The organism is Hahella chejuensis KCTC 2396 (assembly GCF_000012985.1).
GTDB lineage: Bacteria > Pseudomonadota > Gammaproteobacteria > Pseudomonadales > Oleiphilaceae > Hahella > Hahella chejuensis.
The window spans coordinates 1367239-1394226 of record NC_007645.1; the positions used below are offsets into that span (position 1 = coordinate 1367239).

The 26988-nt window shown below is 52.5% G+C and carries 22 protein-coding genes; 9 read left to right on the forward strand and 13 right to left on the reverse strand.

The annotated features are described in order from the left end of the window. Positions 1-91: 91 nt before the first annotated feature. Entirely contained in the window at positions 92-556 is a 465-nt protein-coding gene (gene trmL, locus HCH_RS06120) for a tRNA (uridine(34)/cytosine(34)/5-carboxymethylaminomethyluridine(34)-2'-O)-methyltransferase TrmL (protein ID WP_011395296.1), read from the reverse strand. A gap of 690 nt (positions 557-1246) precedes the next feature. Between trmL and proV the strand changes: the two genes are divergently transcribed. The 3 genes from proV (at position 1247) to proX (ending at position 4702) form a co-directional block, all read left to right on the forward strand. Further along, positions 1247-2458: a glycine betaine/L-proline ABC transporter ATP-binding protein ProV gene (proV, locus tag HCH_RS06125; protein WP_011395298.1), complete on the forward strand. Its 1212-nt coding sequence runs from the start codon at positions 1247-1249 to the stop codon at positions 2456-2458. 27 nt (positions 2459-2485) lie between these two features. Further along, a complete protein-coding gene (gene proW / locus HCH_RS06130) occupies positions 2486-3595 on the forward strand; it encodes a glycine betaine/L-proline ABC transporter permease ProW (protein ID WP_011395299.1) in 1110 nt (369 codons plus the stop codon). Between the two features lie 102 nt (positions 3596-3697). Further along, the gene (gene proX, locus HCH_RS06135; protein ID WP_011395300.1) at positions 3698-4702 is read left to right on the forward strand and encodes a glycine betaine/L-proline ABC transporter substrate-binding protein ProX; all 1005 of its coding nucleotides are present in this window, start codon (positions 3698-3700) and stop codon (positions 4700-4702) included. A 264-nt stretch (positions 4703-4966) separates the two neighbouring features. Here proX and HCH_RS06140 read toward each other — a convergent pair whose 3' ends face one another. Continuing rightward, the gene (locus HCH_RS06140) at positions 4967-6145 is read right to left on the reverse strand and encodes an acetyl-CoA C-acetyltransferase (protein ID WP_011395302.1); all 1179 of its coding nucleotides are present in this window, start codon (positions 6143-6145) and stop codon (positions 4967-4969) included. Positions 6146-6301: 156 nt separating this feature from the next. Then, positions 6302-7570, reverse strand: a complete 1269-nt coding sequence (locus HCH_RS06145; RefSeq protein ID WP_011395303.1) for a multifunctional CCA addition/repair protein — start codon at positions 7568-7570, stop codon at positions 6302-6304. A gap of 291 nt (positions 7571-7861) precedes the next feature. Here HCH_RS06145 and HCH_RS06150 point away from each other — a divergent pair, with 291 nt between their 5' ends. Beyond that, on the forward strand, positions 7862-8440 hold the full coding sequence (locus tag HCH_RS06150) for an LPP20 family lipoprotein (RefSeq protein WP_011395304.1): 579 nt from the start codon (positions 7862-7864) through the stop codon (positions 8438-8440). Between the two features lie 17 nt (positions 8441-8457). Then, positions 8458-9687 (forward strand): flagellar assembly protein FlgT, encoded by a 1230-nt coding sequence (locus tag HCH_RS06155; protein ID WP_011395305.1) that lies wholly within the window; start codon positions 8458-8460, stop codon positions 9685-9687. Between the two features lie 26 nt (positions 9688-9713). On the opposite strand, the gene hmpA is transcribed toward HCH_RS06155, so the two are convergent. From hmpA to HCH_RS06170, 3 genes are all read right to left on the reverse strand, one after another. After that, positions 9714-10919: an NO-inducible flavohemoprotein gene (gene hmpA / locus HCH_RS06160; protein WP_041598460.1), complete on the reverse strand. Its 1206-nt coding sequence runs from the start codon at positions 10917-10919 to the stop codon at positions 9714-9716. A 179-nt stretch (positions 10920-11098) separates the two neighbouring features. Beyond that, positions 11099-12286 (reverse strand): NnrS family protein, encoded by a 1188-nt coding sequence (locus tag HCH_RS06165; RefSeq protein WP_011395307.1) that lies wholly within the window; start codon positions 12284-12286, stop codon positions 11099-11101. 10 nt (positions 12287-12296) lie between these two features. Then, a complete protein-coding gene (locus HCH_RS06170) occupies positions 12297-12545 on the reverse strand; it encodes a hypothetical protein (protein WP_011395308.1) in 249 nt (82 codons plus the stop codon). 173 nt (positions 12546-12718) lie between these two features. Between HCH_RS06170 and norR the strand changes: the two genes are divergently transcribed. From norR to HCH_RS06190, 4 genes are all read left to right on the forward strand, one after another. Continuing rightward, positions 12719-14314, forward strand: coding sequence for a nitric oxide reductase transcriptional regulator NorR (gene norR / locus HCH_RS06175; protein WP_011395309.1), 1596 nt, complete (start codon positions 12719-12721; stop codon positions 14312-14314). A gap of 125 nt (positions 14315-14439) precedes the next feature. After that, on the forward strand, positions 14440-14970 hold the full coding sequence (locus HCH_RS06180) for a hypothetical protein (RefSeq protein ID WP_011395310.1): 531 nt from the start codon (positions 14440-14442) through the stop codon (positions 14968-14970). A 156-nt stretch (positions 14971-15126) separates the two neighbouring features. After that, the gene (locus HCH_RS06185) at positions 15127-15819 is read left to right on the forward strand and encodes a substrate-binding periplasmic protein (protein WP_158304931.1); all 693 of its coding nucleotides are present in this window, start codon (positions 15127-15129) and stop codon (positions 15817-15819) included. Positions 15820-16170: 351 nt separating this feature from the next. Next, positions 16171-16449, forward strand: coding sequence for a hypothetical protein (locus HCH_RS06190; RefSeq protein ID WP_041598461.1), 279 nt, complete (start codon positions 16171-16173; stop codon positions 16447-16449). A 1091-nt stretch (positions 16450-17540) separates the two neighbouring features. Here HCH_RS06190 and HCH_RS06195 read toward each other — a convergent pair. The 7 genes from HCH_RS06195 to HCH_RS06220 all read right to left on the reverse strand — a co-directional run bounded on the left by HCH_RS06195 (position 17541) and on the right by HCH_RS06220 (position 26957). Beyond that, positions 17541-18254 carry a transposase gene (locus HCH_RS06195; RefSeq protein WP_011395314.1) on the reverse strand — a complete coding sequence of 238 codons (714 nt, stop codon included), beginning with the start codon at positions 18252-18254 and terminating at the stop codon, positions 17541-17543. Between the two features lie 573 nt (positions 18255-18827). Then, positions 18828-19547, reverse strand: a complete 720-nt coding sequence (locus HCH_RS06200; RefSeq protein WP_011395316.1) for an RHS repeat domain-containing protein — start codon at positions 19545-19547, stop codon at positions 18828-18830. Positions 19548-19559: 12 nt separating this feature from the next. Further along, positions 19560-19706 carry a hypothetical protein gene (locus HCH_RS34135; RefSeq protein ID WP_011395317.1) on the reverse strand — a complete coding sequence of 49 codons (147 nt, stop codon included), beginning with the start codon at positions 19704-19706 and terminating at the stop codon, positions 19560-19562. Positions 19707-19957: 251 nt separating this feature from the next. Next, positions 19958-20305: a hypothetical protein gene (locus HCH_RS06205; protein WP_041598462.1), complete on the reverse strand. Its 348-nt coding sequence runs from the start codon at positions 20303-20305 to the stop codon at positions 19958-19960. 15 nt (positions 20306-20320) lie between these two features. Continuing rightward, positions 20321-24616, reverse strand: a complete 4296-nt coding sequence (locus HCH_RS06210; protein WP_011395319.1) for a DUF6531 domain-containing protein — start codon at positions 24614-24616, stop codon at positions 20321-20323. A gap of 123 nt (positions 24617-24739) precedes the next feature. Then, on the reverse strand, positions 24740-25840 hold the full coding sequence (locus HCH_RS06215; protein WP_011395320.1) for an SO2930 family diheme c-type cytochrome: 1101 nt from the start codon (positions 25838-25840) through the stop codon (positions 24740-24742). Beyond that, positions 25833-26957, reverse strand: a complete 1125-nt coding sequence (locus HCH_RS06220; protein WP_011395321.1) for a parallel beta-helix domain-containing protein — start codon at positions 26955-26957, stop codon at positions 25833-25835. Before HCH_RS06220 ends, HCH_RS06215 begins: the two co-directional genes overlap by 8 nt. Positions 26958-26988: the final 31 nt, after the last annotated feature.

The window sequence follows — 26988 nt, forward strand, 5'->3', positions numbered from 1 at the left end:
GTAGGCCTATTGTCGAGCGCCCGGCGCCAGTGCGGCGCCAAGATCAAGCCTCTGCAAGTTATATGGATTAGCAGTAGAGGCTTGACGGCGTTCAGAGTCCGCCTTCGAACCCCAACTGGCGCCAGGCTTCATAGGAAACCAGCGCGACGGTGTTAGACAGGTTAAGGCTACGGCTGTCTTGCCGCATGGGGACGCGTAAACAGGACTCCGATCCCAGCTCATCGAGCATTTGTTGCGGCAGGCCCCGGGTTTCGGGACCAAACACCAGGGCGTCTCCGGCGGCGAAGGACACTTCGTGATAGTAGGATTTACCGCGGGTGGATAGCGCGTAAACCTTATTGGGGCGCACCTCGTCCAAAAACTGTTGAAAGTCCCCATGCCGTTTTACTGGTGCGTACTCGTGGTAGTCCAGGCCGGCGCGCTGGAGTCTTTTATCATCCCAGGTAAACCCCAATGGCTCGATGAGATGCAGGGTGAATCCGCAATTTGCGCAGAGTCTTATGATGTTGCCGGTGTTAGGCGGGATTTCCGGTTGGAATAAAACAATATTCAGCACGTTCTGGCTCTTTCTGATTGGTCGCTGCGGCGATCGCCGGGCGTTTGAGTAAAGCGTTCATCTGGTCTTGGCGGGCAGGGCGCGCCGAAGGACGTCTATTTTTTCTGTTACGGGACCTTTGTGCAATCTTTTGGCGCCTTAATCGGCGTACTCACTATTAATCAGGCAGTCAAATAGCTTCCTTCTATTTGTCTGCAACGACAGGGCCTGCACATGTCAGGCCCTGTCTCCCGCGGCTGGCCGCCGCGCAGGCGCATCCATGCGCCTGGTTATTAACATGCCAATATCATTGCCATATTAATAACCCAATCCTATTTGGCTTGCCTCAGGTAGTTTGTATTAATATTTTTAGTTGTATAACTACTTTTTCTGCCTTCTGTAAGGTTACTTTTCCTCTCTGACCTGTTTCTGATCATTTCTATCGCAAAAACTACTGAAATTTATCTCGTAATAGTTTGTATTTCATGTGGTTTGTAGGCTTTTTGTTTCTGTTTGGCAAACGTGGCTGATTGGCATGGATTGGTTAAATGCTTAATTATTAGTTAGAATTGAAAGCTGTTTTTTAATTGAGTCTAACAATAATGCATAGCCGCACCCACCTTGGAGGCGTTTCTATAAATGCCGCTGAGCCCTTGTCTTTAAAGGCGTCCGGGATAGTGCGGCGGCATAGACAAGCAACAGAAGCCACTGATGAAAAATAAGTTAGTTGTTAAGAATTTGTACAAGATATTCGGCGCAGAACCGGACGCTGCGTTGAAACTCCTTAACCAGGGCGTGGATAAGTCGGAGATATTTTCCCGAACAGGGCAGACGGTAGGCGTCTGCAACGCCAACTTCGAAGTCAGGGAAGGCGAAATATTTGTTGTGATGGGGTTGTCCGGCTCCGGTAAATCAACGTTGGTGCGTTTGCTTAATCGATTGATTGAGCCATCTGCGGGCAACATTCTGGTAGATGATGAAGACATCATCGCTATGAATGACGAGGCGCTGCTCAACGTCCGCCGCACTAAAATGAGCATGGTGTTTCAATCCTTCGCGCTCATGCCCCATCTCAATGTGGTGCAAAACACCGCTTTCGGGCTGGAGTTGTCCGGCGTTCCTCAGGGCGAGCGAGAATCCAGAGCCATGGTCGCGCTGGAAAAAGTTGGTTTGAATGCATACGCCAACAGCTATCCGGATGAGCTTTCCGGTGGCATGCAACAGCGAGTCGGGCTGGCCCGGGCGCTCGCCAACGACCCTCATATTCTGCTGATGGATGAAGCGTTTTCCGCTTTGGACCCGCTGATCCGTACGGAGATGCAGGATCAATTGCTGCAACTGCAGGAAAATGACAAACGCACCATCATTTTTATCTCTCATGATCTCGACGAAGCCATGCGCATTGGCGATCGCATCGCCATTATGGAAGGCGGTCGCGTGGTGCAGGTGGGCACGCCTGAGGAAATCCTCAATAACCCGGCGGATGACTATGTGAAATCGTTTTTCCGCGGTGTGGACGTTACGTCCGTTTTGAGCGCGGGCGATATCGCCCGTAAAACCCAGGTCACTTTGATTGAAAGAGAAGGAATGGGAGTGCGTTCCGCGCTGCAGCGTTTGAAAGAGCACGATCGGGATTTTGGCTATGTGGTTGGCCCGGATCGAAAATTCCATGGCGTCGTGTCAGTGGACTCGCTGCGCGCCAGCAGTCAGGCCGAGGCGCAAAAAATCACCAGTGCTTATCTGTCCGAGGTGGAGCCGGTGACCTCGAATGTTTCTCTGGGCGATTTGATCGGCTCCGTTGCGCAGGCGCCCTGCGCCCTCCCGGTAGTGGACGCCGATGGCCGCTACGCTGGCGTCATAAATAAGGCCACGCTGCTCGAAGCCTTGGATCGCAGCAACGCAAACGGTCATAGCCGGGCTTAAGCCGGAAATAGTTATTTAGAGGTATTCATGGCTGACGATAAACAAGCTTCCAATCCCTGGTCCACGCCGGCGGAAGACGCGCCGGAACCTTCCGCCAATCCATGGGGGGGCGCAAGCGGCGATGACGCGGCGGCGGATGAGCCCGCTTCCGACACCGCCTCAGGATGGCTGGACACGCCGGCGGATGCGCCGCTACAAGATACTCCTTTCGATATTCTCAATCCTTTTCAGGATGCGGTGATTCCTCTCGACAGTTGGGTTGAGCAAGGACTCGACTGGGTGGTGAATCATTTTCGCCCGGTATTTCAGGCGGTGCGCTGGCCCATCGACATCACGCTTAGTTCTATTGAAGCGGGATTGCAGGCCATCCCTGCGACGATCGTGATACTGTTTTTCGCGCTACTGGCGTGGCAGTTGTCCGGCCGTAAATTGGCGGTCGGATCGCTCATCAGTTTGACTCTGGTGGGGCTGATCGGCGCCTGGAACGAGGCGATGGTGACATTGGCGTTAGTACTCACTTCCGTTCTCTTCTGTCTGCTTATAGGCTTGCCCACCGGTATCTGGCTGGCGCGCAGCGATCGCGCGGCTTCGGCGGTCAGGCCTCTGCTTGACGCCATGCAGACCACGCCTGCATTCGTATATTTGGTTCCCATCGTTATGCTCTTCGGTATCGGCAACGTGCCCGGAGTCGCTGTAACGATTATTTTTGCGTTGCCGCCGCTGATCCGTCTGACCAGCCTTGGCATCAGGCAGGTGCCGGAAGATCTGGTGGAGGCGGCCCGTTCCTTCGGCGCCAGTCCGCGCCAGCTTCTGTTTAAGGTGCAGCTGCCTTTGGCGACCCCGACTATCATGGCGGGGGTTAATCAGACATTGATGCTGGCGCTGTCCATGGTGGTCATCGCGTCCATGATCGCGGTCGGCGGTCTGGGGCAAATGGTATTGCGAGGAATCGGCCGTCTCGATATGGGGCTGGCGACAGTCGGCGGCGTAGGCATTGTTCTGCTCGCCATCATGCTGGATCGCATGACCCAGGCGTTGGGTAAAGACGCCCGTAGCCGTCCGACCCGTCACTGGTACGACGCGGGTCCGGTTGGACTGGTGCGCCGCTGGATGGGCAAAACGGCCGAGGCTTCCTGACGACGCAACCTATATCGGGCGGCGTCTGTAGACGGGCGTCGCCTTGATTCATCCCTCGATAGAAAAGTCATCGAAATTACTGATAACAAACAGGAGAAATTGATGAGCTTGAAAAGTATTAAGAGCTGTTTCGCTGCGCTGGTTATGGGCGCGGCTTCATTCACGGCGCATGCGGAGAACATGCCGGGCAAGGGCGTAGAGGTGCAGCCTCTGAAAAGCTCCATTGCGGAGGAGACCTTTCAGACCCTGTTGGTCATGAAAGCCCTGGAACAACTGGGCTACGACGTCAAACCTATTAAAGAAGTGGAATACGCGACGGGCCACGTTGCGCTGGCCAACGGCGACGGCGCGTTCATGGCGGACCATTGGGACCCGCTGCACGTGGACTTTTTCACTAAAGCCGGCGGTGACGAGAAACTGTACCGTGAAGGCGTCTATTCCTCCGGCGCACTGCAGGGCTACCTGATCGACAAGGCCACGGCGGACAAGCATGGCATCAAAAACATCAAGCAACTGCAAGACTCGAAACTGGCCAAGTTGTTTGACGCAGACGGCGATGGCAAAGCGGATCTGGCTGGCTGTAACCCCGGATGGGGCTGCGAAAAAGTCATCGAGCATCACCTGGACGCCTACGGTCTGCGTAAAACCGTCGCTCACAACCAGGGTAGCTATTCCGCCATCATCGCGGACACTATCGCTCGCTACAAGCAGGGGCAACCTGTGCTGTATTACACCTGGACGCCATACTGGGTCAGCGGCGTGATGGTGCCCGGCAAAGACGTAGTCTGGCTGCAAGTGCCGTTTTCTTCTCTGCCAGGTGAACGCAAAGACATCGACACCAGCTTGCCAGACGGCAGCAACTACGGCTTCCAGGCCAATAATCAGCGCATCGTCGCCAACCTGGAGTTCGCTAAGAGCAATCCTGCGGCGGCCAAGCTGTTTTCCATTATGAAAATCAGCGCTAACGATATCAGCGCGCAAAACCTGCGTATGCGTGATGGCGAAGACAGCGCTGCGGAAATCGAGCGCCATGCGGACGGTTGGATCAAGGCCAATCAGAAGAAGTTTGACGGCTGGTTGGAGCAGGCTCGCGCTGCGGCCAAGTAAGTCCTGAAACAGCGTCTGTGGTCAGATGGAGGAGCTGCGCAGCCATGCGGGCTTCTCGACCACAGACTTTATTTTCCTCTCCTCACATCTCCTTTATCGTCCTTATATCCTGCACTTATTCCGCATTTAAGCTGGTGAGCACGCCTGCCGTTTGTCCCTGTTAAGCGGTGTCTCTATCGGATGTCTTTGTCGTAGAGCGTAAAGGCTGAGATGAAAACCTCCCCTATGGAAGAGGAGGTTTAGAGTGAGGGGGAGATGAGGTGATTACCTCTCAACCGCCAGCGCCACGCCCATGCCGCCGCCGATACACAGTGTGGCCAGACCTTTCTTGGCGTCGCGCTTGATCATTTCGTGAAGCAGGGTGACCAGAATGCGACAGCCGGACGCGCCAATGGGGTGACCCAGGGCGATAGCGCCGCCGTTGACGTTAACTTTGGCGGTGTCCCATTCCATATCGCGATTCACCGCAATGGCTTGAGCGGCGAAGGCTTCGTTGGCTTCGACCAGGTCCAGGTCTTCCACGCTCCAGCCGGCTTTGTTCAGACAGCGGCGGGTGGCGGTGACCGGGCCGACGCCCATGATGCTGGGATCAACGCCGGCGTTGGCGTAGGCGGCGATGGTGGCGATAGGCGTCAGGCCAAGCTCTTTGGCTTTTTCTTCGCTGCACAGCATAACGGCTGCGGCGCCGTCGTTCAGAGAGGAGGCGTTGCCAGCGGTGACGGTTCCGTCTTTTTTGAAGGCGGCTCTTAGTTTGCCCAATGACTCTGCGGTGGTTCCGTGTCTTGGGTTTTCATCCTTGTCGACGACGATAGGATCGCCCTTGCGTTGCGGTACGTTGATGGCGCAGATTTCTTCTTTGAACCGGTCCGCTTTCTGCGCCGCTTCCGCTTTCTGTTGGGACTGCGCGGCGAAGGCGTCTTGATCCTCGCGACTGATGCCGTACTTCTCGACGATGTTCTCCGCGGTGACGCCCATGTGGTAATCATTAAACGCATCCCACAAGCCGTCTTTGATCATGGAGTCTTCCAGCGTCCAATTGCCCATACGTTGGCCATCGCGGGACTTTGGCAGAACATGGGGCGCCTGGCTCATATTTTCCTGGCCGCCGGCGATCACGATGTCGGCGTCGCCGAGCATGATGGATTGAGCCGCCAGATGTACGGCTTTCAAACCGGAGCCGCAGACTTTATTGATGGTCATGGCGGGAGTGGCGTTGGGCAGGCCTGCATTGATGGAAGCCTGACGCGCGGGGTTTTGACCGCAGCCTGCAGTCAGCACCTGACCGAGCAGCACTTCATCGATCTGTGCGGGTTCGACGCCGGTTTGCTCCAGTAACTTTTTAATGACCGCCGATCCCAGTTGGTCGGCGCTGAGCGTGGACAGGGCTCCGCCGAATGCGCCCACTGGGGTGCGGGTGGCGGCGACAATGACGACCTTCTTCATATGAAATCTCCTTTCAATCCGTCAGTGTGTGAACTGATGCTTTGTCATCCTCAAGGCGTTGACGTTTCCGGGCCAAGAGGATGAGCATACTTATTGATGTTGTTTTTTATAATAACGCTTTGGTCGAAGATGCAGGCAATCGTCCGTCGGCTTGAGTCAGGTCAAGCCGACGTCTTCGCCGCCCTTTTCCTGTGCTTCCGGCGCGTTGTCTTGCTTGAAGCGTTTCACCGCGCTGATGCGGCGGCGCTGAATTTCCTCTCCCAGCCTGGCGCCGGTGTAACCCTGGGCCACCAGCTCCTGCGGCTGAATCTGCTGACAGGTCTCCAGGACGCCGCGCAGAAAGTCCGCCTGAGGATAGGGTTTTTGCTCCCATCCAGTACGGCCGCGGGCGTCCGCCTCGCAGGCGAGCAGGAACAGTTCGAAACGGTCCGGTCGGCGCCAGGCGTCGCAGGATTGCAGCAGCTTCACCAAGGTGTTGGCGCGCAACTCCAGAGCGCGGTGGCAATGGGTATGATACTGGCAGGCCATCAGCGCCAGTTCTTTGAACAGCTTGGGCGCTTTGACCCGCTCCGTCAGGGCTTTCACCAAATCGACCCCGACCGCTTCATGGTTATGATGTTTGGGCCATTCTTCCTGCGGCGTGACGCCTTTGCCCAGGTCATGAATCAGTGCGGCGAAACGCACTTCTTCGCGTTCGCTCAATAAACAAGCCTGCTCCAGCGCCATCAGGCTGTGCAGGCCGGTGTCCACTTCCGGGTGGTATTGCGGCGTTTGCGGCACGCCGAACAAGGCGTTTAATTCGGGGAAAATATCCTGCAACGCGTGGGCGTCTTTCAGCACCTGAAAGTAAACGCGGGGCTGTTTCTGTCCCAGAGCGCGCACGGTTTCCTGCCATACGCGCTCCGCAGTCAGCGCTTTCAGTTCTCCTGAAGCCTGAATGTCCTGCATGAGTTGCAGGGTTTCCGGCGCCACGGTGAAGCCAAGATCAGCGTAGCGGGAGGCGAAACGGGCGACTCGCAATACGCGCAGAGGGTCTTCGGTAAAAGCCGGAGAAACATGGCGCAGAATGCGCGCCTCCAGATCCTGGCGACCGTTGAACGGGTCCACCAGATTGCCGTCGTCGTCCATGGCCATGGCGTTGATGGTCAGGTCGCGACGCAGCAGATCGTCTTCCAGAGAAATGTCCGGGGAAAAATCGCAGATAAAGCCGGTGTAGCCTTTGCCGCTTTTGCGTTCCGTGCGGGCGAGGGCGTGCTCTTCTTTGCTTTCGGGGTGAAGAAATACGGGAAAGTCCGCGCCGACCTGCTGATACCCCTGGTCCAGCATTTGTTCAGGGGTGGCGCCGACCACGACCCAGTCGCGGTCTTTGACAGGCAGGCCGAGTAAGGCGTCACGCACGGCTCCGCCCACTAAATATCGTTGCATACAGTCTCGAATAGATGGTTACTGAAAGGGTAGGTTACTTGGAATGACCAGGGGTCACAAGGCCGCCAGGCCGGTGAGGCAAGATCGTTCCGCCATAGGAATGGCATTGATCTATTAGCGGTGTTGGATAAACCTATGGTGATCAATTTAACTATATGATTATTAAGTTGATTCTGTGTTTTTTATCTCGGGTTGGGCCGTCTTGGCACGAACTTTTCTATAGGAGTCTATACAACGCGGACGCCATCGGGCGTCGTCGCAGGAATTGTATTGGCATTGAGGGCTTCCAGCGTGAGTAAGCAGATTCAAGCAGTCGTATTGGCGGCGCTCGCCGGCCTGTTGTCGGCCTGTGGCCTGTATGGTCAGAAGCAAGAGCCCATCGACGACAACATCGGCAAAGATCCTATCGTGGTGAGGGTGTCAGGGTATGCGACCTATGAAGATCCCCGTCACGCCACCTCCCAGCGCCACCGCCTGCTGGCGATGCGCGCGTCGAAGCTGGACGCCTATCGCTCTCTGGCGGAGCGTATCTACGGAACGGTGATCTACGGTTCTTCCACGGTGGAAGCGCTGGTCATGCAGAATGACGGCTTCAAAACCATGGTGGACAGCGTGATTCGCGGCGCCAGGGTGATGAGTGTGTCGGAGTTGCAGGGCGGTGGTTTTGAGACTGTATTGGAAGTGGTGCTGGAGGCAAGATTTCGCCGCTGTCTGACCAACGTCAATTACTTCCGTTATACCGAAGAATGTCGCATGCCGTTGCCCCATAGCGACCCGGACTTGCGCGCAAGCATGGACTCTCCGGCGGGAGCGGCGGGAAGCAGCACAGGCACCGGTTTGTATTTTCTGGATGGCGATGTGAAAAAGTGATACCGGGGGGGCTAATCATGAGGCTGTTATTCAATCGAAGACTGTCGTTGCTGTCATTGTCCGGCGTGCTGGGGCTGCTTCTGACTTTGTGCTCCGGCGCGGCGCATGCTGAGTGGGTGAGGGTCACGGGACGCGCGCTCATCTACGGCGGCGATTACCAGCAGGCGCGTAAGGCGGCGCAGGAAGACGCTTTGCGACAAGCGGCGCTGATGTTCGGCGCGGAAGTCTCCAGCACCGATCAGATGGAGTTGGGGCGTTTAACCCAGTCCAGCGTGAGCGTCAGCAGTCGCGCCAAAGCCAAGCGAGTCGTCCCGGTTAGTGAAGAGGTGGAAGACGATACGCTGGTGCTGACCGTGGATGCGGACATGTATGAGCAGCCGTTGTGCGACGGCGCTTCCGTGAATGCCTATCGACGCAAGCTGGCGCTGTTGTCTTTCTCTCTGCAAGACCCTGGACAGGCTTCAGTCGGCGGCTTGTATGGCGTGGAGCGGGACATACCCAGTTATCTCAATCAGCTTTTACAGTCCTCGCCGCGTTTGGCGGTGCATGAGGCCAGTCAGTTGCATCTCTACGATGAACTCGCCAATGCGCCGACCCATGAAACGGAGCTGCGCACGTTGACTAAAGCGGTGGCGGCGTCACGGGACCTGGGGGTGCAGTTTGTGGTGTCCGGCGTGGTCAGGAATATTACTCTGCGTGACCCGGAAGGGCTGAAACGCTCTGTTCTCAACAATACGCTGCGCTTTGTCGGACTGAAGGATACCTACCGGGTATTCGATGTGGAGATGTTTATCCATGATGGTTTCAGTGGCGCGATACTGTTTCAGAAGCGCTACCGCACTGGCGCCGATTGGGAGGCGCGGGCGGATGAGCAGTATGGTTTGCTGTCCGCCGGGTTCAATCAGATGGAATACGGCAGGGCGGTGAAGCGGGCGCTGATGAATATGGCGGGGGACATTGAAGAAAATGTGTCCTGTCAGCCGTTCATGACCCGCATCGCGCGAGTGGAAGGACGTCAGGTTATGTTTGAGGCGGGCGCCAACGCAGGCATCCGCCCCGGGGACACATTCCAGATCTATCGTTCACGCCAGCTGTTTGACGCAACCCGGTTCCAGGGAACCGAGCTGCGCGACGTCAAGCTGGCCTTGCAGGTGGATCAGGTGCAGCCTGAATTTTCCATTGGCCGCCTGAATATAGATCCTACCCGTCTGAATATTCAGATGGATGATGTCTTGATCCGCTGGTGACTATTATTGGTTTACCCATTACTGATTTACAGATCGCTATGCGGACCAAATACCTCGTAGTGGATGCGTTCCGCTTCCACGCCGCATGACAGTAGCTGTTGCTTCGCCATCGCCATGAATGGGGTGGGACCGCACAGATAGAACTGTCCTTCCGCCAGTGGGAGCTTGTCCGCAATGCCGGGTATGTCCATCAGTCCCTGGGCATGGTAATCCTGGTTTGCTTTATCCTCGTCGTTAGGTTGGCGATACCAGATGTGCGCGGACAGGTTTTTCCTTTGGCTCAGCAATTCCGTCACTCGCTGTTTGAAGCTGTGTTGCCTCCCGTTTTCGCAGGCGTGCAGATAATGAATGGGCGCGGGCTCCTCCAGCGTGGTCAGCATCTCCAGCATGGACATCATTGGCGTGAGGCCGACGCCGGCGGACACCAGAACGGTTGGGACGCCGGCCTGGGCGTGCAATGTAAAGTCTCCAGCGGGCGCCGCCAGCTCAATCGCGTCTCCTTCCTGTACATGATCGTGCAGGTAATTGGATACCAGACCGGGCTTGTCGCCGGACTCCCGTTTCACGGAAATGCGATAGGTGGCGCCGTTCGGCGCGGCGGACAGAGAATACTGGCGAATCTGCTCATAGCCATCAGGCTCTGGCCTGATCTTGACGCCGATGTACTGGCCGGGATGGAAGTCGATAACGGCGTCGCCGTCCTTCGGCGCAAGTACAAAGCTGGTCACCAGCTCGGATTCTTTTTGCTTCGACTGTACGATAAAAGTCCGGGTTCCCTTCCAGCCTCCCTGAGCGGCGGCGCGCGTTTTATACAGCTCGCCTTCTTTCGCAATGAATACGCCGGCGAGAAACTGATAGGCCTTGGCCCAGGCGTCTCTGATTTCCGGAGTAAATGTGTCTCCGAGCAGTTCCTGCAGCGTTTCCAACAGGTGATGGCCGACAATATCATACTGCGCGGGCTGGATATTGAAGCTCGTGTGCTTGTGAGCGATGCGCTCGATGGCGCCTGCTAGCGCTTCAGGCGTTTCAATGTGCTTTGCATAGGCGGCGATCGCATTGAACAGGGCGACCTGTTGCCCGCCTGAATGTTGGTGGCTGCTGTTGAAAATATTCAGCAGCTCAGGATTGTGGCTGAACAACCTGCGGTAAAAATGCTCAGTGATCGCCACGCCCCCGCTTTCCAATACCGGGATAGTGGCTTTGATGGTTGCGATAGTGTTGGAATCTAACACTCTAACTCCTTCTTGGATGGTAAATAGTCGTAGTGGTATTGAAAGGGAGAGCGCCGCCGAATTTTGTGGCGGCGCTTTCATGAAAGTCGGCTGGAACATCAGTCAGCTAGATTGAAAAACAGACGAGCCGACAAATAGACGAGCCGACAAATAGACGAACCGACAAGTAGACGTTTGCTTCAACCGGGTTTTCCGTCCGCGCGCGGCGCATTAAGAATGCCGGCGTAATGAATAACGAAAACCAGATACGCCAGCGCCCATAGCGCAGCGGAGATGCGCCAGACGGCGGGAGCTGACATAAGTAGCGGTAGCCCGGCGCGTACGACGGCCGCCGCCAGGATCAGCGCAAACGCCCAGGCCATCAGCGCGGGGGGCTGTAGAGGGCGGCCTGTGTGTCCCAATGAGACCCGGGACATCATCGCCAGAATCATGCCTCCGATGGCGCCCACGGTCACCAGATGCAGGGCGTCAGTGAAGTGCGCTCCTTGCGATAAGAGACTCAGGCCCATGCCTAACTGTCCGAGAGCCAGCGCCAGATAGGATAAGTGCAGCGACCACAGCAAGGGGACGCCAAATGTTTTCAAACTGCGCCAGTGCGCGATCCGCAATAGTTGCAACGCGCCTGTCACCAGCAACAGCACTGCGACGGTCGGCGTCAGTGAAGGGATAAAGCGTCCGCTGAAAAAAGCCAGCGCCGTCAGAGGCGTCAGCAGCGCCAGGGCCTTTTCCAGCCACCCTGGCGTCGTGATGGCGTCAACGCCTAATCCCCGTTGCGTGAAAAATGGAATGACGCGCCCGCCTAAAAGGGTGATCAAGACACACATCATCAGGACGCCGGTATTGAGAAGATGCAGAGCCAACCCAGCATCGCTGACGGTGGCGGAAACGATGTCCAAGGTCGCCATCAATAGCAGAACCGGAGCGATGATCAGGTTGCGATGATTGCCTGAACGAACCAGTAAGTTGATGAAAGCCAGGGCCGACAACGCCCACCACAGTATCTCTGCGACGATCGCCAGACGAAGCGCGTCGTCGCCAAGAAAGAATGCGATGCGGGCTGTCAGCCAGAGCAGAACCAGCGCCGCCAGCGCCTTGTTTTTCACGCTGGGCAATCCCGTCCAGGTCTGCACCGCCGTCAGCAGAAAGCCGATAACAATCGCTCCGCCGAACCCGAACAGCATTTCATGGCCGTGCCATACAACCGGCGACATAGCGGTGAGCCAGGGCGCTGCGCCATTCAGCAGCAATATCCAGTAGGCGATGGCGACGATGGAGAACAGTGATCCAAACAGGAAAAACGGACGGAACGCCAAACCCAGTAAAGGCAGGGTGGGGCGTGGGGTGCGGTCGCTGGCGATTTGCGTCATGAGAGTTTATTCAGCCTCCATTCAAAGCGATGCGACGATTGCCGATCAGTCGTAAAACATAGCCTAGTTTCAAGGCTCCGGCTGACACTACCATGGTGATATGAGCGGCGACTTGTTGTCCGATGCTGAAGCTGTCCGCATAGGGATAGCAAATCAGTGCGGTGGCGACGATAACGACAATTGACGTCACCAGCGTTCTGTCGCCGATCTTCATCAGTCTGGCGGCGAAACCGTCAAGGGTTGCGTTGGCCTGGTTCATAGCATTCCTCCTCAAGATGCGTATTAACCGGAAGTGTTGTGTCTTTATGTGCAATTGCTTTGCCAGGTTGGAGTACCCTGAAAATAAAGGGAAAAGCGCTGGATATAAGCGGCGATAGGGTTAAAATCACCTTGATAAAATGAGTCAAAAAGACATGTAAGAGTTTATTTGATATGACCGACGCGCCCCTCTCCGTGCTAGTGGAGATCGCTGTGGATCTCGCCAATAGTCTGACCAATGAAGACCGTTTTGATCGCTTATTGAGCGCCGTGCGCAGAGCCATACCCTGCGATGCGGTGGCGCTGCTCGCCTTGCGCGAGGATATGTTGGTTCCACTGGCGGCGCAGGGGTTGTCGCCGGATATTCTGGGGCGTCGTTTCAAGGCGGACGAACACCCGCGTTTCGAGCGGCTGACGCAGTCGCGACAACCTGTGCGCTTCGCCGCCGACTGCCAGCTGCCGGACCCATACGACGGCTTGCTGCTGGCGACGGAGGGCGATCTCCCCGTCCATGCCTGCATGGGCTTCCCTTTGTATTCTGACAATCGCTTGATCGGCCTGCTGACACTGGACAGTCTCAGCGCGGGGGTGTTCGACGATATTTCCCAGAAGACGCTGTCTATTCTCAATGCTCTGGCCGCTGCGACATTACGATCCGCTGAACTGCTGAACATGCTGGAGTACAAGGCCAGTCACGCCCATGAGGTGGCGTTGGCGTTGACCCAGGAGGCGCTGAGCCGCGACGGCGGCGAGCTGATAGGCGAAAGCGCAGCCATGGCGCAGTTGAAGCGGGAAATCCGTCTGGTGGCGTCCTCGGATTTTAATGTGCTGGTGACCGGGGAGACGGGCGTGGGGAAAGAACTGGTCGCCCGTACTCTGCACATGCTGTCGTCCCGCTGCAATGAGCCCCTGGTTTACGTTAACTGCGCCGCCGTACCCGACGCTCTGGCGGAAAGCGAGCTGTTTGGACATGTGCGGGGCGCTTTCACCGGCGCCAACAGTGATCGTATGGGCAAGTTCATGCTGGCGGATGGGGGCTCCCTGTTTCTCGATGAAATCGGCGAGTTGTCCCTGGCTGTGCAGAGCAAACTGTTGCGGGCGCTGCAAAGCGGAGAAGTGCAGAAAGTAGGGCGGGACAAACCGGAGAAAGTGAACGTGCGGGTGATCGCAGCCACCAACCGGGATCTTGCGCGGGAAGTGAAAGCGGAAACGTTTCGCGCGGATTTATATCACCGTCTGAGCGTCTACCCCATTCAGGTTCCGCCCTTGCGCGAGCGCGACCAGGACGTCTTGTTGCTGGCGGGCTATTTTATCGCTGCGACGCGACGCAAGCTGGGTATGGAGCAGATTCGATTGGCCCCGGCGGTGAACGAGGCGTTGCTGGCTTATCCCTGGCCGGGGAATGTGCGAGAGCTGGAGCACACCATCAGTCGGGCGGCGCTGCGCGCCAGAAGTGAACAAGCCGGTAAGCGGATCGTGACGATCCTGCCGGAGCACTGTGACCTTTCTGTTCCACCTTCCTCTTCCACGATATTGCAGCCTGACCGCACAGTTTCCGCCGAGCTGGCTTCATCGCATAAGCCTGTTAACCTGAAAGAAGAAACGGAACGGTTTCAGCGTGAGCTGATTCATCGCACACTCACCGAAGCGCAGGGCAATTGGGCCGCCGCCGCCCGTGCTCTGTCTTTGGACCGCGCTAACCTGATCAGGCTGGCCAAGCGATTAGGCGTTCATGTGGAAAGGCGGCATGCTGTCGTGCGCAAGCAATAGAGCACTAACAAAGTCTGTACTCAATCAATAGTGAGGAAGCAAGGCGCTGGTTGGTCATATTGGCCATATTGCTGAAAATAAGGATTGGGCGCGAGACTGAAAATCGAAAACTGGAGTAGTCGTTTATGTTCTGGAAAAAGCAAAGCAAGAATGAGAAAGAAACCGAACTGTTGAAGGACCCCAGACCGCATCATTACACGTTCGCCCACATCGCCATGCGTAAGTTTTGCGAAAGTGATCCGTTGCAGTTGTTCGCCTTGATCCCTACCGAGGAGCGAGCGCATCTGATTGACTTTCTCTGGTCCAAAGTGTGCGAAAACTGCGATCCGGAGGGCAAAGCGGATTTTGATCCCAATGACATTGAGTTCGCCACATTACGGGTGAAAGACTATCCGACCATTCTGATGAAAATGCCTGAGGCCAAAGCCGTCGCTGAGGCGATGCTGGTGGCGATTGTGCTGACGGCGGAACCGGAGATGAACGTGGAAAACGAATCGCCTCCATTCCGCTATTTCACCCTGGAGCTTGGCGTAAACACGGAAGGCGGATTGCGTACCGTTATGTGTGAGTGGCGCGGCGACTCTCACGCCAATCTGGGCGATGGACCTGAGCCGGAGGCGAGAGCGTTCCTGCAGCGGGTGGAGAGTCTGGTCTGAGGCGCTTCGCTCAGGCGGTGAGACTTTACAGGGGGTTGGCAAGAGCTAGACTTATAGCCACTCCCTTGAATTTTGCGGCGGGAAGTCATGCAAGTCTCACGCTGGTTCTGTGTCTTTATGCTATTACTTTGTCGCGCCCTGCCGGCTGGCGCTGAGATGTCTGGGGGCGCAAACACTGCGTTAGACGTTTATATTTCCGAATACCCTCCCTTTTGCTACACGGAAAATGGCGTCGCTAAAGGCATGGCGGTCGAAACCGTACAAGAAATCATGCGGACGACAGGGCAATCCTATCCGATCCAATCCACGCCCTGGAAACGGGGTTTGCATTACTTGGCCAGTAAACCCAACGCGGCGCTATTCACCGTGACTCGAACCGAGCAACGAGAGCCGCTGTATAAGTGGGTAGGGCCGGTGGCGATCTCCAATCTGGTGTTTTTCGCCCCTAAAAACTCCGATATCCGAATTAGCAGCATGGACGATGCGCGCGCAGTGCCTCGTATCGGCACAGTGCAGGGATACTCTGCAGAGAAATTATTGCAGCGCCAGGGTTTCACCAATTTGATCAGCAGCTCTGGGAGCGAACAATTCAATCCGGGTAATTTGGTGCGTGGCTACCTGGATCTTTGGGTGACGGTAGATGTGGTTGGCGTCTATACGGCGAGGTTGCAGGGTATAGATCCTGGTCTGATGAAAGTCGTTTATGTCATCCAAGAGCAGCCCAAATACATCGCTTTTTCAAAAGATGTTCCAGATAGCGTGATTCAAATCTGGCAGGACGCTCTGGACGAAATGAAGCGGGACGGACGCATGCAGAGCATTACGCAGAAATGGCTGGGGACGCCGTGAGCCAGAACGCTCTTTTCTAACGACTTAGATATCGCGCCACTGGCTGATCAATACTTGATCGCCTAACGTAAAATGCAACTGTACGTTTGATTTTCAACAGAGAGCTTTTTGACGGTTCATGGTGAAAAGGAGGCTGAATTAGCGCTTACAGTCACTCCAAATTGCTCTTGGCTGAACTGCCTTTGTTTATTTAACATTATGATAAATAACAAAAAATTAGGCCGTAATGTATCTAGAGTCCCAAAATAGAAAAAATGATGTATTATTGCGGCTCGTTTTCAGACGAAATCCTGACAGCGCCCGATGATATACACAGACGAAAAGCGAATCCTGAATCCCACAGGCAAACCAATGACCATATGGATAGAGCCCTGGGCTCTTGAAGTGGAAGTCCCACCGGGAAAAACCGCCTTATTCACTGCCGACAGCGAAACGGCAGGCCAATTCGAAGTGCGGATCAAAGACGATACCTACACCATCTACGCCTGGTGCGGCAGCAGCCTGAAAGTCACCATCGACGGAGAAAAAGTCTGGGACCTGGACACCCTGAGAGTGCCGGAACTCCCAGAAGGCGTCACCGTACGCAACTTCGTGGAGATGAGTTTTGAGGGGGAGAGTGGGGGTGTTTGAGGAAGGCTGCGCGTCTTTTAGTCGAAAATAACTCCCGCTCACTTCTTCTAACGTTTTTAGCAGCTTGTAAAAAATGGCCCCGGCAATTGCGGGGCCATGTAGTTAAATAACCTATTGAAGCTACTAGCTTAGCTCTCGAATAGACAGCCTCTTTGATAGCTAAAAGATACTACTAACGCCGTAGGTATTTAATTAAACCAGTTTTTGATGGTCGGTATCTTTGCGCCATATTGTCTTAAAATACTATTACAGCTTGGATCTGTATCTACCTTTGATATCCAGGTCGAATCAGCTCTATCTCTATATTCTATTAATAGGAAGCACTTTGCTTTATTCTCTCCGAAAAACTTTAATGCATATCTATGAATAGCCCCCGCCCTTTCCTGGTGAGAATTTTGGTGTTTCTATAGGTAGCGCTTGCGCCAGTTTTTCCTTGCTAGCTTTGAAACATTCATCTGTAATTTCATAACCGTCCAAATTGCATAACCAGAGCTCATCGGAAGATAAAGTGTAGCTTCTTAACTCTGATAGTAAGGACGTTTGCCTCCTCCATTCATAGCTATAATGAAGGGCGGCAAGTATCATTGGGACGATAATGAGTAATAGCTTGTATTTTTTCATTAAAGAATAAAGATATATGCGTTCCAGAATGATTGTGTCAATAGAGGCGAAGTCATAGATTCTTCATTACACAAAACTCCATAGAATTACTATCCTCATTTCTTCCTAAAAATGAATAAGCAAGATAAGAAAAATATAATTATTAGAGAGAAGCCAATAGAGTAAATTAATGCGCCATATATTTTCTTTTCTAATTCCATGCATAGGCATCGAGGTCCTATTAACAACCCGGCAAATCCAATAAGGACTCCAATAAAAATAAAACCGAATCTCTGTCTATTAATTAACCTGGGTGTAAGAAAACCGAGTACAGAGAATACAATGATTGGCGCAGCCAACCAAACTACACTTTCTATACCCATGTTTCACCTAAACTATTATGTGCAAAATCTGAATGGACAATACTGCCCGTTCTGCTATGTCTTTTTCAACCCCAAAAACTCTGAGCTGTTGTATCAATAGGGTCAGAGTCATTGATCTTTCATCACGCGAAACTTCTCAGACTTCCTATCTCCTCCTCGTCCCAATGGCTTTGCCCGTCTTCCAGTTTTGGCTTCAATCTCAGCCTTAAAACGATCATTACCCAACACCCAAGCCTTGTTAGTCGCTTCCCGGATCGCAGATAAATCTTGTTCTGGCATCCGACCACGAAATAATAGTCGGTAATGCTTCTGGCGTTCTTCCGCCGTTTTACCCAGTTGCTGGTAAATCGAATGCGGCCTGATCAACTGAATCATTCTCCCAAGGGCATTGTGCCGATAGCTTGACCAAGGATACTCAGAAGCATGCTCCACCATCTCCGCTCTGACAGGGTTTAGCTCAATATAGCGATAAACTGTTAACAGGTATGTCTCAGAATCAACTAAGGTGGACTTGTAACGTCCTTCCCACAGAGTGCCGGTGCGGCTATGGGTGTAGTTAAAGTACTGAACATACTTGCGTCCTTGCGCCTGCATCATTCGACTTATTCCCTGGTCGTCTACAGGGGTGGCAAGTATATGAACATGGTTGGTCATCAAGACAAAAGCATGGATGTCGACCTGATATTTGTCTGCCGCATCCTTTAGAAAAGAGAGATAAGCTTTGTAGTCCGCCTCATCGTAAAAGCAGGGTTCACGATTGTTGCCCCGCTGAATGATGTGATGAGCACAGCCTGGGAGATAAAGGCGAGGTAAACGAGCCATCAGAATAATCCGTTTCTGAAATTGAGGCCGGTAGGTTAACTCTTAAGCATGTAAGAATCAATGACTCTGACCCTATGATTCTGCTATGATTCCTTGACCCTATGATTCTTGAAGATCATGTGTTGAGGAATAACGTCTCTTCACGATGTATTGATAAGCCTTCTCTACTGCTTTGAACTATATTTTCTTGCAAGAAAATAATTAACAATTATTGCGCCTGAAAGTAGGCATGCACATAAAGAGATATCCCTAACAAAATATGGCAATTCAATAGGGGGGAATGTGGGAGTGCCCAATAAATAGAAATATATTATATATGCTGTAGAGAGTAGAAGTAATGCTATCGATATCATGCAGATCATGCTGGATATTCTGCGTTTTGATTTGATATATATGATTGCTATGGACCAAAGCATACATAGAGAGACATAGGAGGTCATTAAAAGGCTAAGAACACCATGCTCGCCCAGTATTGCCTCATATAGCTCACCTGCCCTCATGTAAAGATACACGGAAGACTGTCCAACTATGATTGCGCTCATTACATATATCGAATAAGCTAAAGTCCTCACATCACATTCTCTTCGGATATGGAGATCGGGTAAAAGTAGTTGACCATATTTCAATTACGCATTTACTTTTACATGCGGTAAGTCCAGCAGTGTTTCCATCTTCAACGGTGTTTCCATCTTCGCATGGCTCTTTATTACCTGGGTCGCTCTTACATTTCTGTTCACATTCTTCCTGTTGGACTATTTTTTTCCAGACTGAATAACCAGTGTATAAGGCAACCAACACAACTATCACCTGCACAGATTCTCCAGTTTTGTCATCACTACCAATAGGGCTATTCTTCACATAAGTATAACTATCATTTATCTGCGTTGAGTCTACGTATGGTATAGATATCCCCGTCATTCCAGCAACGATTCTCTGTGGGTCATTAAAGTCAAATAATATTCCTCTAGGATCACTTTGAACATACCGCCCTAAACTCGGATCATAATCTCGAAAGTAGTTATATCTTAAGCCTGACTCTTGATCAGCGTACTGCCCTGGAAATCGTAGGGGTTGAATAATTGAGCCCGTCTCTTCCACTCTCTCACCAAATGGAGTCTGCAGGGTTTTCCAGACTACATTTTGTTCGTTATCGGTCATTACCTGAGGCGTGCCCAGGTGGTCTGAGTGGATAAAGTACAGATCGGCTTCCGCATGCGCTTGTGCGCTGAGTAGGGTGGCCAATGAGAATAGGGTGCTGAATAGGGTTGATGTTAATTGGTATAGTTTTTTCATGTCTGTTACTCCTTATTCGCCGGCCCAATCCATTATGATGGCGTCTGCAATGACGTAGCCGTTGGCGTTGTCAGAGACGGAGACTTTTGCGTTGGCGTCCAGGGGGAATACGCCGATCTGGCTCCAGGAGTCGCCTCCCTGTTGTTGGTTCACTTGCACGTTGTGCGTTCCTGTTTTGTCCGAATGCCTTACATCAAGTTACTGATTTGGGCTGAGCCGTTGCTCCCGGGGTGTAAATGCTGTCATTGCCAAGCAAAGGGTCTTAAATAAAGACCCTGTTTCCTGAGCTAGGTATTTGCCAAGTTGAGCTTAGAGAAAACCGGAAAATCCATCTGTCATTAGTTTGCATCTTGGTGGCGTAATTGTTGTTAATAACGCCTAACTCAGGTCTAGGAATCTGGAGTAGAAATTTACTTCAGCAAATATATGGCTGCTGGCGCTGGCGCCTCGGTGTGAGCTGGAAGGCTTGCGCAGTTCTCCGACGCTACATCTTTGTACCAAAGCCTTACAGGTTTTCCAGTATACAAGGCAGTTTGTAAAGTAGAGGTCCATAGTTTGCAAACATCGCCAGAGACGCTTTTAAATGCGCCGTTAAGATCGCAAATTCTTTGCGGGTTGGCGTTCCACTCTCCCTTTATGTAGACACCTTGCCAAGAGCCAATTTGAACTAACTCTAACTTTCCTTCGCATTCTAATGTTACAGCTCCAACGCTATATGAAGAGAAAAGCAAAACTAATGCTGTCCAGAACTTGTTCATTTTTATCTCCTTTCATTAATAAATCATGGGGTAAACTTTGAGTGCAGGTATCAGGACCTGCAGATCCGGAATGTAATCCGCTGGGTCAGTAGGGTCGGTATGATCCTGGAATTCTGTCGAGTCTGTTGCTTTATCGCCGTCAAAGTCTTCCGTACCGTTCCGTTCAATAGTCGCGAAATACAGAACTTCCCAGCGATCAAGCAGCCCGTCGTTGTCGTCGTCAGCCCCAAGTCGCCCTCCGTTATGCTTGTTCGTCGGATTTGTCCAATGTTGGAACTCCTGAACGTCAGTGAACCCATCGCCATCAAAGTCTTCGGCGCCATTGCGGCTCATGGTGGCGAAGTAATAGAACTCCCATTGGTCCAACATGCCGTCGCCGTCTTCATCCTCGCCCAGCTTGCCTGCGTTACGCTTATCAGTTGGGTCGCTATGGTCCTGGTATTCACGCAGGTTGTTGTAGCCGTCGCCATCAAAGTCGCCGGTGGCAGTTTGATCAAGATTGCCAAACTGGCTCAGCTCCCATTCATCTGGCAGTCCATCCTTGTCGGAGTCCTCTGCGGCGTCCCCAGGACGGCTATCTTCCACCGGGTTTAATCCGAGAATAAACTCTTCTCTGTCCAAGACGCCGTCCGAGTCAGAGTCGCTGTTGCCGTCCCGCTCCAGATTTCCGAAGTATTGGCGCTCCCAGTCGTCGGACATGCCATCGGAGTCGCTATCATCGTCTGCGCCGGGCTGAGCCACGGATATCGGGACGCCATTGGCGTAGATATATTCGCGTATGAGTCGTCCTGTGCTGTCGTGTTCAGCCAACAGCTGGCCGTCATCGCCATAGAGGAAGTGAGTATCGGTATAGCCGGGGGAATTGGAGTGTTTAACTACTCGTTGCCCCATGGCGTTATACCGGTAGTTAACCGTTACGCCGTTATGAGTGTAACTTTCCATCCGGCCAGCTTTGTTGTAGGCGAAGGACTCGCCAGCAATGCCTCTGGAGAGCATGCTGCCATTGGCGTCATACTGGAATGAGCGGGCTGCTTCCCCGGTTTTCTCCAGACTCCATAGGCGGTTGCTGTCTTGTTGCGAGGTCTGTGGATTGATGTAACCGTAACTCTCCGTGATTTCTGGAGTTGGGTCTCCATCAAGACTAAGCTCTCTGGTCTGACGGTTGCCGTTATTGTCATAGCTGTAACTTAGCGCCCCGTAGGCGCCTTGGGCGCTAATGAGGCGATCAACCAGATCATAATTGAAGGACTGACTGGCTGAGCTTTGATTATGGTCGGCAATGCCCACAATATTGTTGGCGGAGTTCCATTCCAGGCTCCGGCTCATGATTGACGAGTCGCCCTGGCTTTCGATTGAGCTGATACGGTATCCCTTATCATATCCCAGCTGGTTCACCACGCCGTTTCCGGAGGTGTAGGCGGTGACACCGCCAAAGGGCAGGTAGCTGAAATCGTAAGCGACAGCAACTTCCTTCGCACCTTTCCAGGCGCGCGTGTATATGGCTTTCAGGCGGCCGCTAAGGTTGTCCCATTCGTAGCGGACTTGACGACCGCTTGGATAACGTAGCGTCGCCAAACGTCCTGCTGAGTCGTAATCGTATTCCCAGAGATAGTGCCGATCCCCGATCTGGGTTAGCTTGTTCGTTATGCGCCCTAGGTCGTCGTAGTAGTAGTTGGTTTGTCCTGACTGATCCTGAACCTCGGACAGGCGACCAACTCCGGCGCTGCCATAGTCAGTCTGGTCATAGATGTAAGTAATATTTTCCTCAAGGCTATAGGGGTAAACGACGGACGTCAGCCGGTCCAGCTTGTCGTAAGCGTAATAAGCCGTGACGCCTTGCTCGTTGGTCTGGCGGATCAGGTTGCCATTGTCGTCATATTCATACAGCGTGGTTCCTGTATCCGGGCTTACCTGTTTGACGAGTTGATTGAAGCCGTCATACAGATACTGAGTTGGAAGCCCGTTGCCGTCCTTCACCAAAGTAAGGTTGCCTTGATCTTCATACTCGTAAGAGACGCTTGGCTCGTCGCCGCTATTGTCCGCAGCATAGCTTATCTCCATCCAGCCATTTTGGTGATAGTCGTAGCGATAGGTGCGGTCTGGCGTGGTTGGGTCGCCTTTAATGACTTTACGCGTCATGCGGCTGTTGAAGCGGGCGTCTTCGTAATAGTAAAGCGTTTGGGTTCCTGCGCCGGTCTCGGTTTTGACCAGCCGGTCCAACGCGTCATAGACGGCGACTTCGGTGCGTACGGGCGTCTGTTCATCGGATTTGAACCAGGCAGTGGATACTGTTTTCTGGTGCGTCGTTTCACGATCGGTTTCTTCCTGGATAGTCAGGTAGTCGCCGTTACTTTGAGTGATTCTGGTTAAGGTTCTGGCGCTGTTGTACGCATATTCCGTCCAATATCCGCCGGGCAGCGTGATGCGCTTTACCAGTCCATTCTTGTAATAGTCGTAGCTTGTCGTCCGCCCTTCAGTCGTTGTGCTCAATAACCAGCCACGGTCGCTGTAGGTCAGCGTTGTCGTCACGCCATTGGCGTCGATTATCGTCTGAGGTTGTCCCTGGGAAGTGTGATTCAAGTACTGGACCTGATGCCCCGCGGCATTCACGAACGAGCTTAAAAATCCTTCAGGCGTGTACTCATAGGTCGAGCTGTGATTTTTCGGGCTTTTGACAATATGCCGCTGTAGCGCTCGGCCTTCCGCATCATAGTAGCTGTATTCGTGACTCCAGGTGCGCTGCCGGCCGGTTGTTTCAAACGGTAAGCCTTGCAGGGATTTCCTGTCAGTAATGGTCTTGGATTGTACGCGGCCATGAAGAGACGCGCCGGAGCCTGCGAGGGCGTAATCATAATCGACGGTGCGCCAGAGGTTATTTTGTGGTCCGCTGTACCGATCAATGTGAGTGACGCTTCCCAACTCGTTGTATGCATACTGATCCAGCGCAATGGTTCTTTCCGTCTTTCCATCGGCATTCAGAGAGGAACGGCGGCGGGTTTTATGCTTCTTGAGTTCGCTGTCCCAGTTGTCGCGGTGCTCGTAGATGTTGTCCGCGAATTTGTTAGGCATGCCGCCTTCCAGTAACCCGCCAGCTTTATATTCATCCTGACCTGGGTACTTGCTATAGTGTTCGAGTACGCCAATCATGTCGCAGCCCGGACGATCATCTGCGCCCTGGACGTAGTTCAGCCAGGGGTTTACCGGATAATTTTTGCCGCGAATATAGCTGTGGTGGACGTACTTGATTTTGCAGCCATAGGCGTTTTTGACATATGCAGTGTGCTGTTTGGCCCCTTCCATTTCCACTGGCGTCACGTCAATAACCTTGGTTTTTTCTGACTCATCGCCCAGGTAATTCTGGATTGCGTGCCCGTATTCGTTATAGCTCCAGTGCGCCTTTTGCCGGCCTTCCTCATCGGTCACCGATTCCAGTGCGGTTTGATACAGCCAGTCCGCTGCGGGATTGCTGTAGTTATCAAGATAATGGAAGCCCACTACGGAGTCGTTGGCGACAGCGTAGCTGGGGAAGGTGATGTCCGTAAGCAGGTTCACCGCCGCACTGCTTCGCCAGTTAAAGGAGTACGTTTTACCTTCTGGGTCCGTCAGTTGTATCGGAAGATTCGCTTCTGAATACTTGATGACGATCTCTTGCCCACTGGAATGGGTCACGGTGGCTTGTTTTTGGCTTCCAACAAGCTCCCAGCGAAGCTGATGATATTCGCCTTGCTTGTTCTGGACCTTCACCAACGCGCCGGAGTCGTCGAAGTAGTAGCTCAACTCATTGGGCGCTTTGTAGATATAGACGCCATCCTCGCGACTGAGGGAGCCCCACTTGGCGACGGACTGGTTGCGTAAGGTGGGCTTGAATTTACCTGCGCCTGCGTCCTCGAAGATAATCTGCTGGCCCTCAGCGGTAATCACCGTTACAGAACTATTAACAAAGCTCAGTCGTTGCCCGTAGGAATAGGTCCACTCGCCATGAAAGTAGGAGAATGAAGAACTGGGTCTGACGCGGCTGTTATAAAAGAACGCAAATGTGAGCGGGAAGCGACCGCCACTTTGGTATACCTCGTGAGGGAAGTAGACGTTTCCGGTGCCAACGTGAATAGGATCGCCAACCCCTTCGTTACCAACAAAACTGCCGGGGCCGCCGGTACAGCTAGGGGGAGGACCTCCTCCACATCCACCGCCACCCGGAGGGCCGTTGTCGGCGCCAGTCCAAGTGCCGGCGGTGTTTCCCGCCCAAGAGAAAGTAGATACGCTTGCCGCCATGGCAATGGCGATCGTCAAGCCGCTTAATCCTTTTGTCATGTTCAGAGCATTCCTGAATGGCGAGGGAAAAAGAGGCGTTATCCTTTCCCCTGTGATAACGAGTCGATGTGACGAGGCGCGAATCTTATCAAGAATTAATTATTTAGCAACGAATTCTTAACGTTATTTCTCGCAGATTCCAGATAACTGCCTGATCCAGGCTGACACTAAATCAACTCCCTCTTGATCGACCCGTGAACGCCCTAGCTCAGGCATCATAACCTCAGGCGTCACCGACGAAAGGCGTCTAAGTAACAGTGATTTCTCCGGCTTTCCTGGCACAATGTCGTACTTCAGGCCCAGGGAGGCATTGCCTGCTGCGATTGGGGGCTTGCATACCCCCAGACGATAAAGGTTTTGAATATCCCTTGTCAGGTAAAGGCGGGAACTGGACGCGAGACCATTGGCGTTATGGCAATGCCCGCAATGCACATGTAAATAATCTCGTGCGCTGTTGGTGTCCAACACGGTGTTATTTTGGGGAATGGTATCTAGCGTCAACAATCCCGATAGAAACCAGAGCTCTAATTGATTCACTGCTTTCGATGCATACTTAACTTCAATGTTGAGTTGTTCGATTACCGGCCCCAGTGGGGCCAGGTCTCCGGAGAGATCGTATCCACCATGACAGTCAACACATTGGTGTCGAGAAGGGATAAGATATGTAAAGTTTTGGGGCTCTAATTGACTGTCAGCAGAGATGGTTTCCAAACCTCCGCCGTTTAACAATTCTGCGTCGCTTTTCGACTTATTCCAACGATAAACAAGAGGCTGCCAAACGCTTCCCCTCTTTATCAGAACTCTGGTTTCTATCAAAGAACTATCCCGAGCAATGTTCCGCGTTAGAGTTTGGACTAGAGCAGGAGAAGTGTTGGGGGGGCTTGTATCGGCCGATGGGTAGTAAAAGGTTTTGACGAGCACAGTGCCTTCCGGATAGCTTAAAACGCCGCTTGCATCGGCTCGAATTTTTTTACCGACAGGAACTTTTATTGCGCGATATTTCTTTGCATAGTCCGCAAATAACTCCAGCTTGACGTTGTAGGGAAGATACTCCCGGTTTAATGACAGCTTATTTTCTGTGATTGTAAATATTTCCCAGCTTGAGAGCTTTGCTGGCGGCCACGACTCATCCTGCTGTTCAGCCCTTGCTGGTCCGGCCAAGGAAATGAGGACAAGAATAATTAATCGTTGAAACAGTAGCCGATAGAGGTTTTTGTCAAACATCTGGAGACATTACCTCAAACTGTTCCGGCTTGGACAAGCTGCAGTGAAGCTTATTGCTTGTTATAACTTTTTTTTCCTGCCCGAGAGTGCTTACAACAGCCTCGCCACTTACACACAAAGGGAGTGGGTCTTCCTCTGTGGTTTCACCATCCCATAGAATATTTACAGCACCAAATGGATTACTTATTGAAGTGCTTTTGACCCAGGGCGTAAATGCTGCTCCATAGGGGGGGCGATTCAGGAAATGATAACCGGCAATCAGAATGTCTGCATTGTCATTCTTTGATAAGACAGTACTGTTTATAAAAACATTGCTGGTTGCAATTAAAGCGATACCTATGCCAGGAGAAAACTGAGAAACAACATTTCCTTCCAGTGCGAAGTTTTTTAGATTGTTGTCATCTATAATATTTTCTTCGAAAATAATATTGTCTGACTTGGGGTAAAGCATGTCTGGCAAAGATACGATTAACGCTCCGACTGTATTGTTTTGAAGTCTGTTATTTTTAACATGAACATGTTGGCTGTTTTCGGCATTAACTCCAGTGACATTGTCATGCGAATAATTATTTTGGATTAATGTGTAAATAGACTGTCCGATATAAATTCCAGCATCGGAGGCGCCAGAAACCTCAGTGTTTTCTATGGTTATGTGTCGACTGCTTACGGGATAAATACCGTACCCCCCATTGCTGGATTTTGGAGCTTCTCCCATATTTATTCTGAGGTTTGATATCAGTACTTTTGAGCTATTTCTAATGACTACACCATCACCACCAGGATGAGCTATAGAAAAGTTTTTAAGCGTAATATTCCAGCCTCTTACAAACAAGGCCTGCGCTCCCTGCTTTTGATTGGAGAAATCCAGAATTGTCTCGCGAGGACCTGCTCCAGTAATCGTCAGACCTTTTGTGGATACTCTAAGCTCTCGGTCGAGGAAAAAATTTCCGTGAGGTAATATGATCGTATCTCCGTTCTCTGCACGATCTAGTAACTTATACAGATGGGCGCTAAAGTTATTTTTATCTACTTTGTGCTCTTTAGCGTAAAGTGAAGTCGCTTGGCCGATGCTGATAGTAAAGGCGATGAAATGTATGATCAGTTGATGGATTTTCATTCTGTTTAGAGACTGTGAAAAGAAGAGCTGT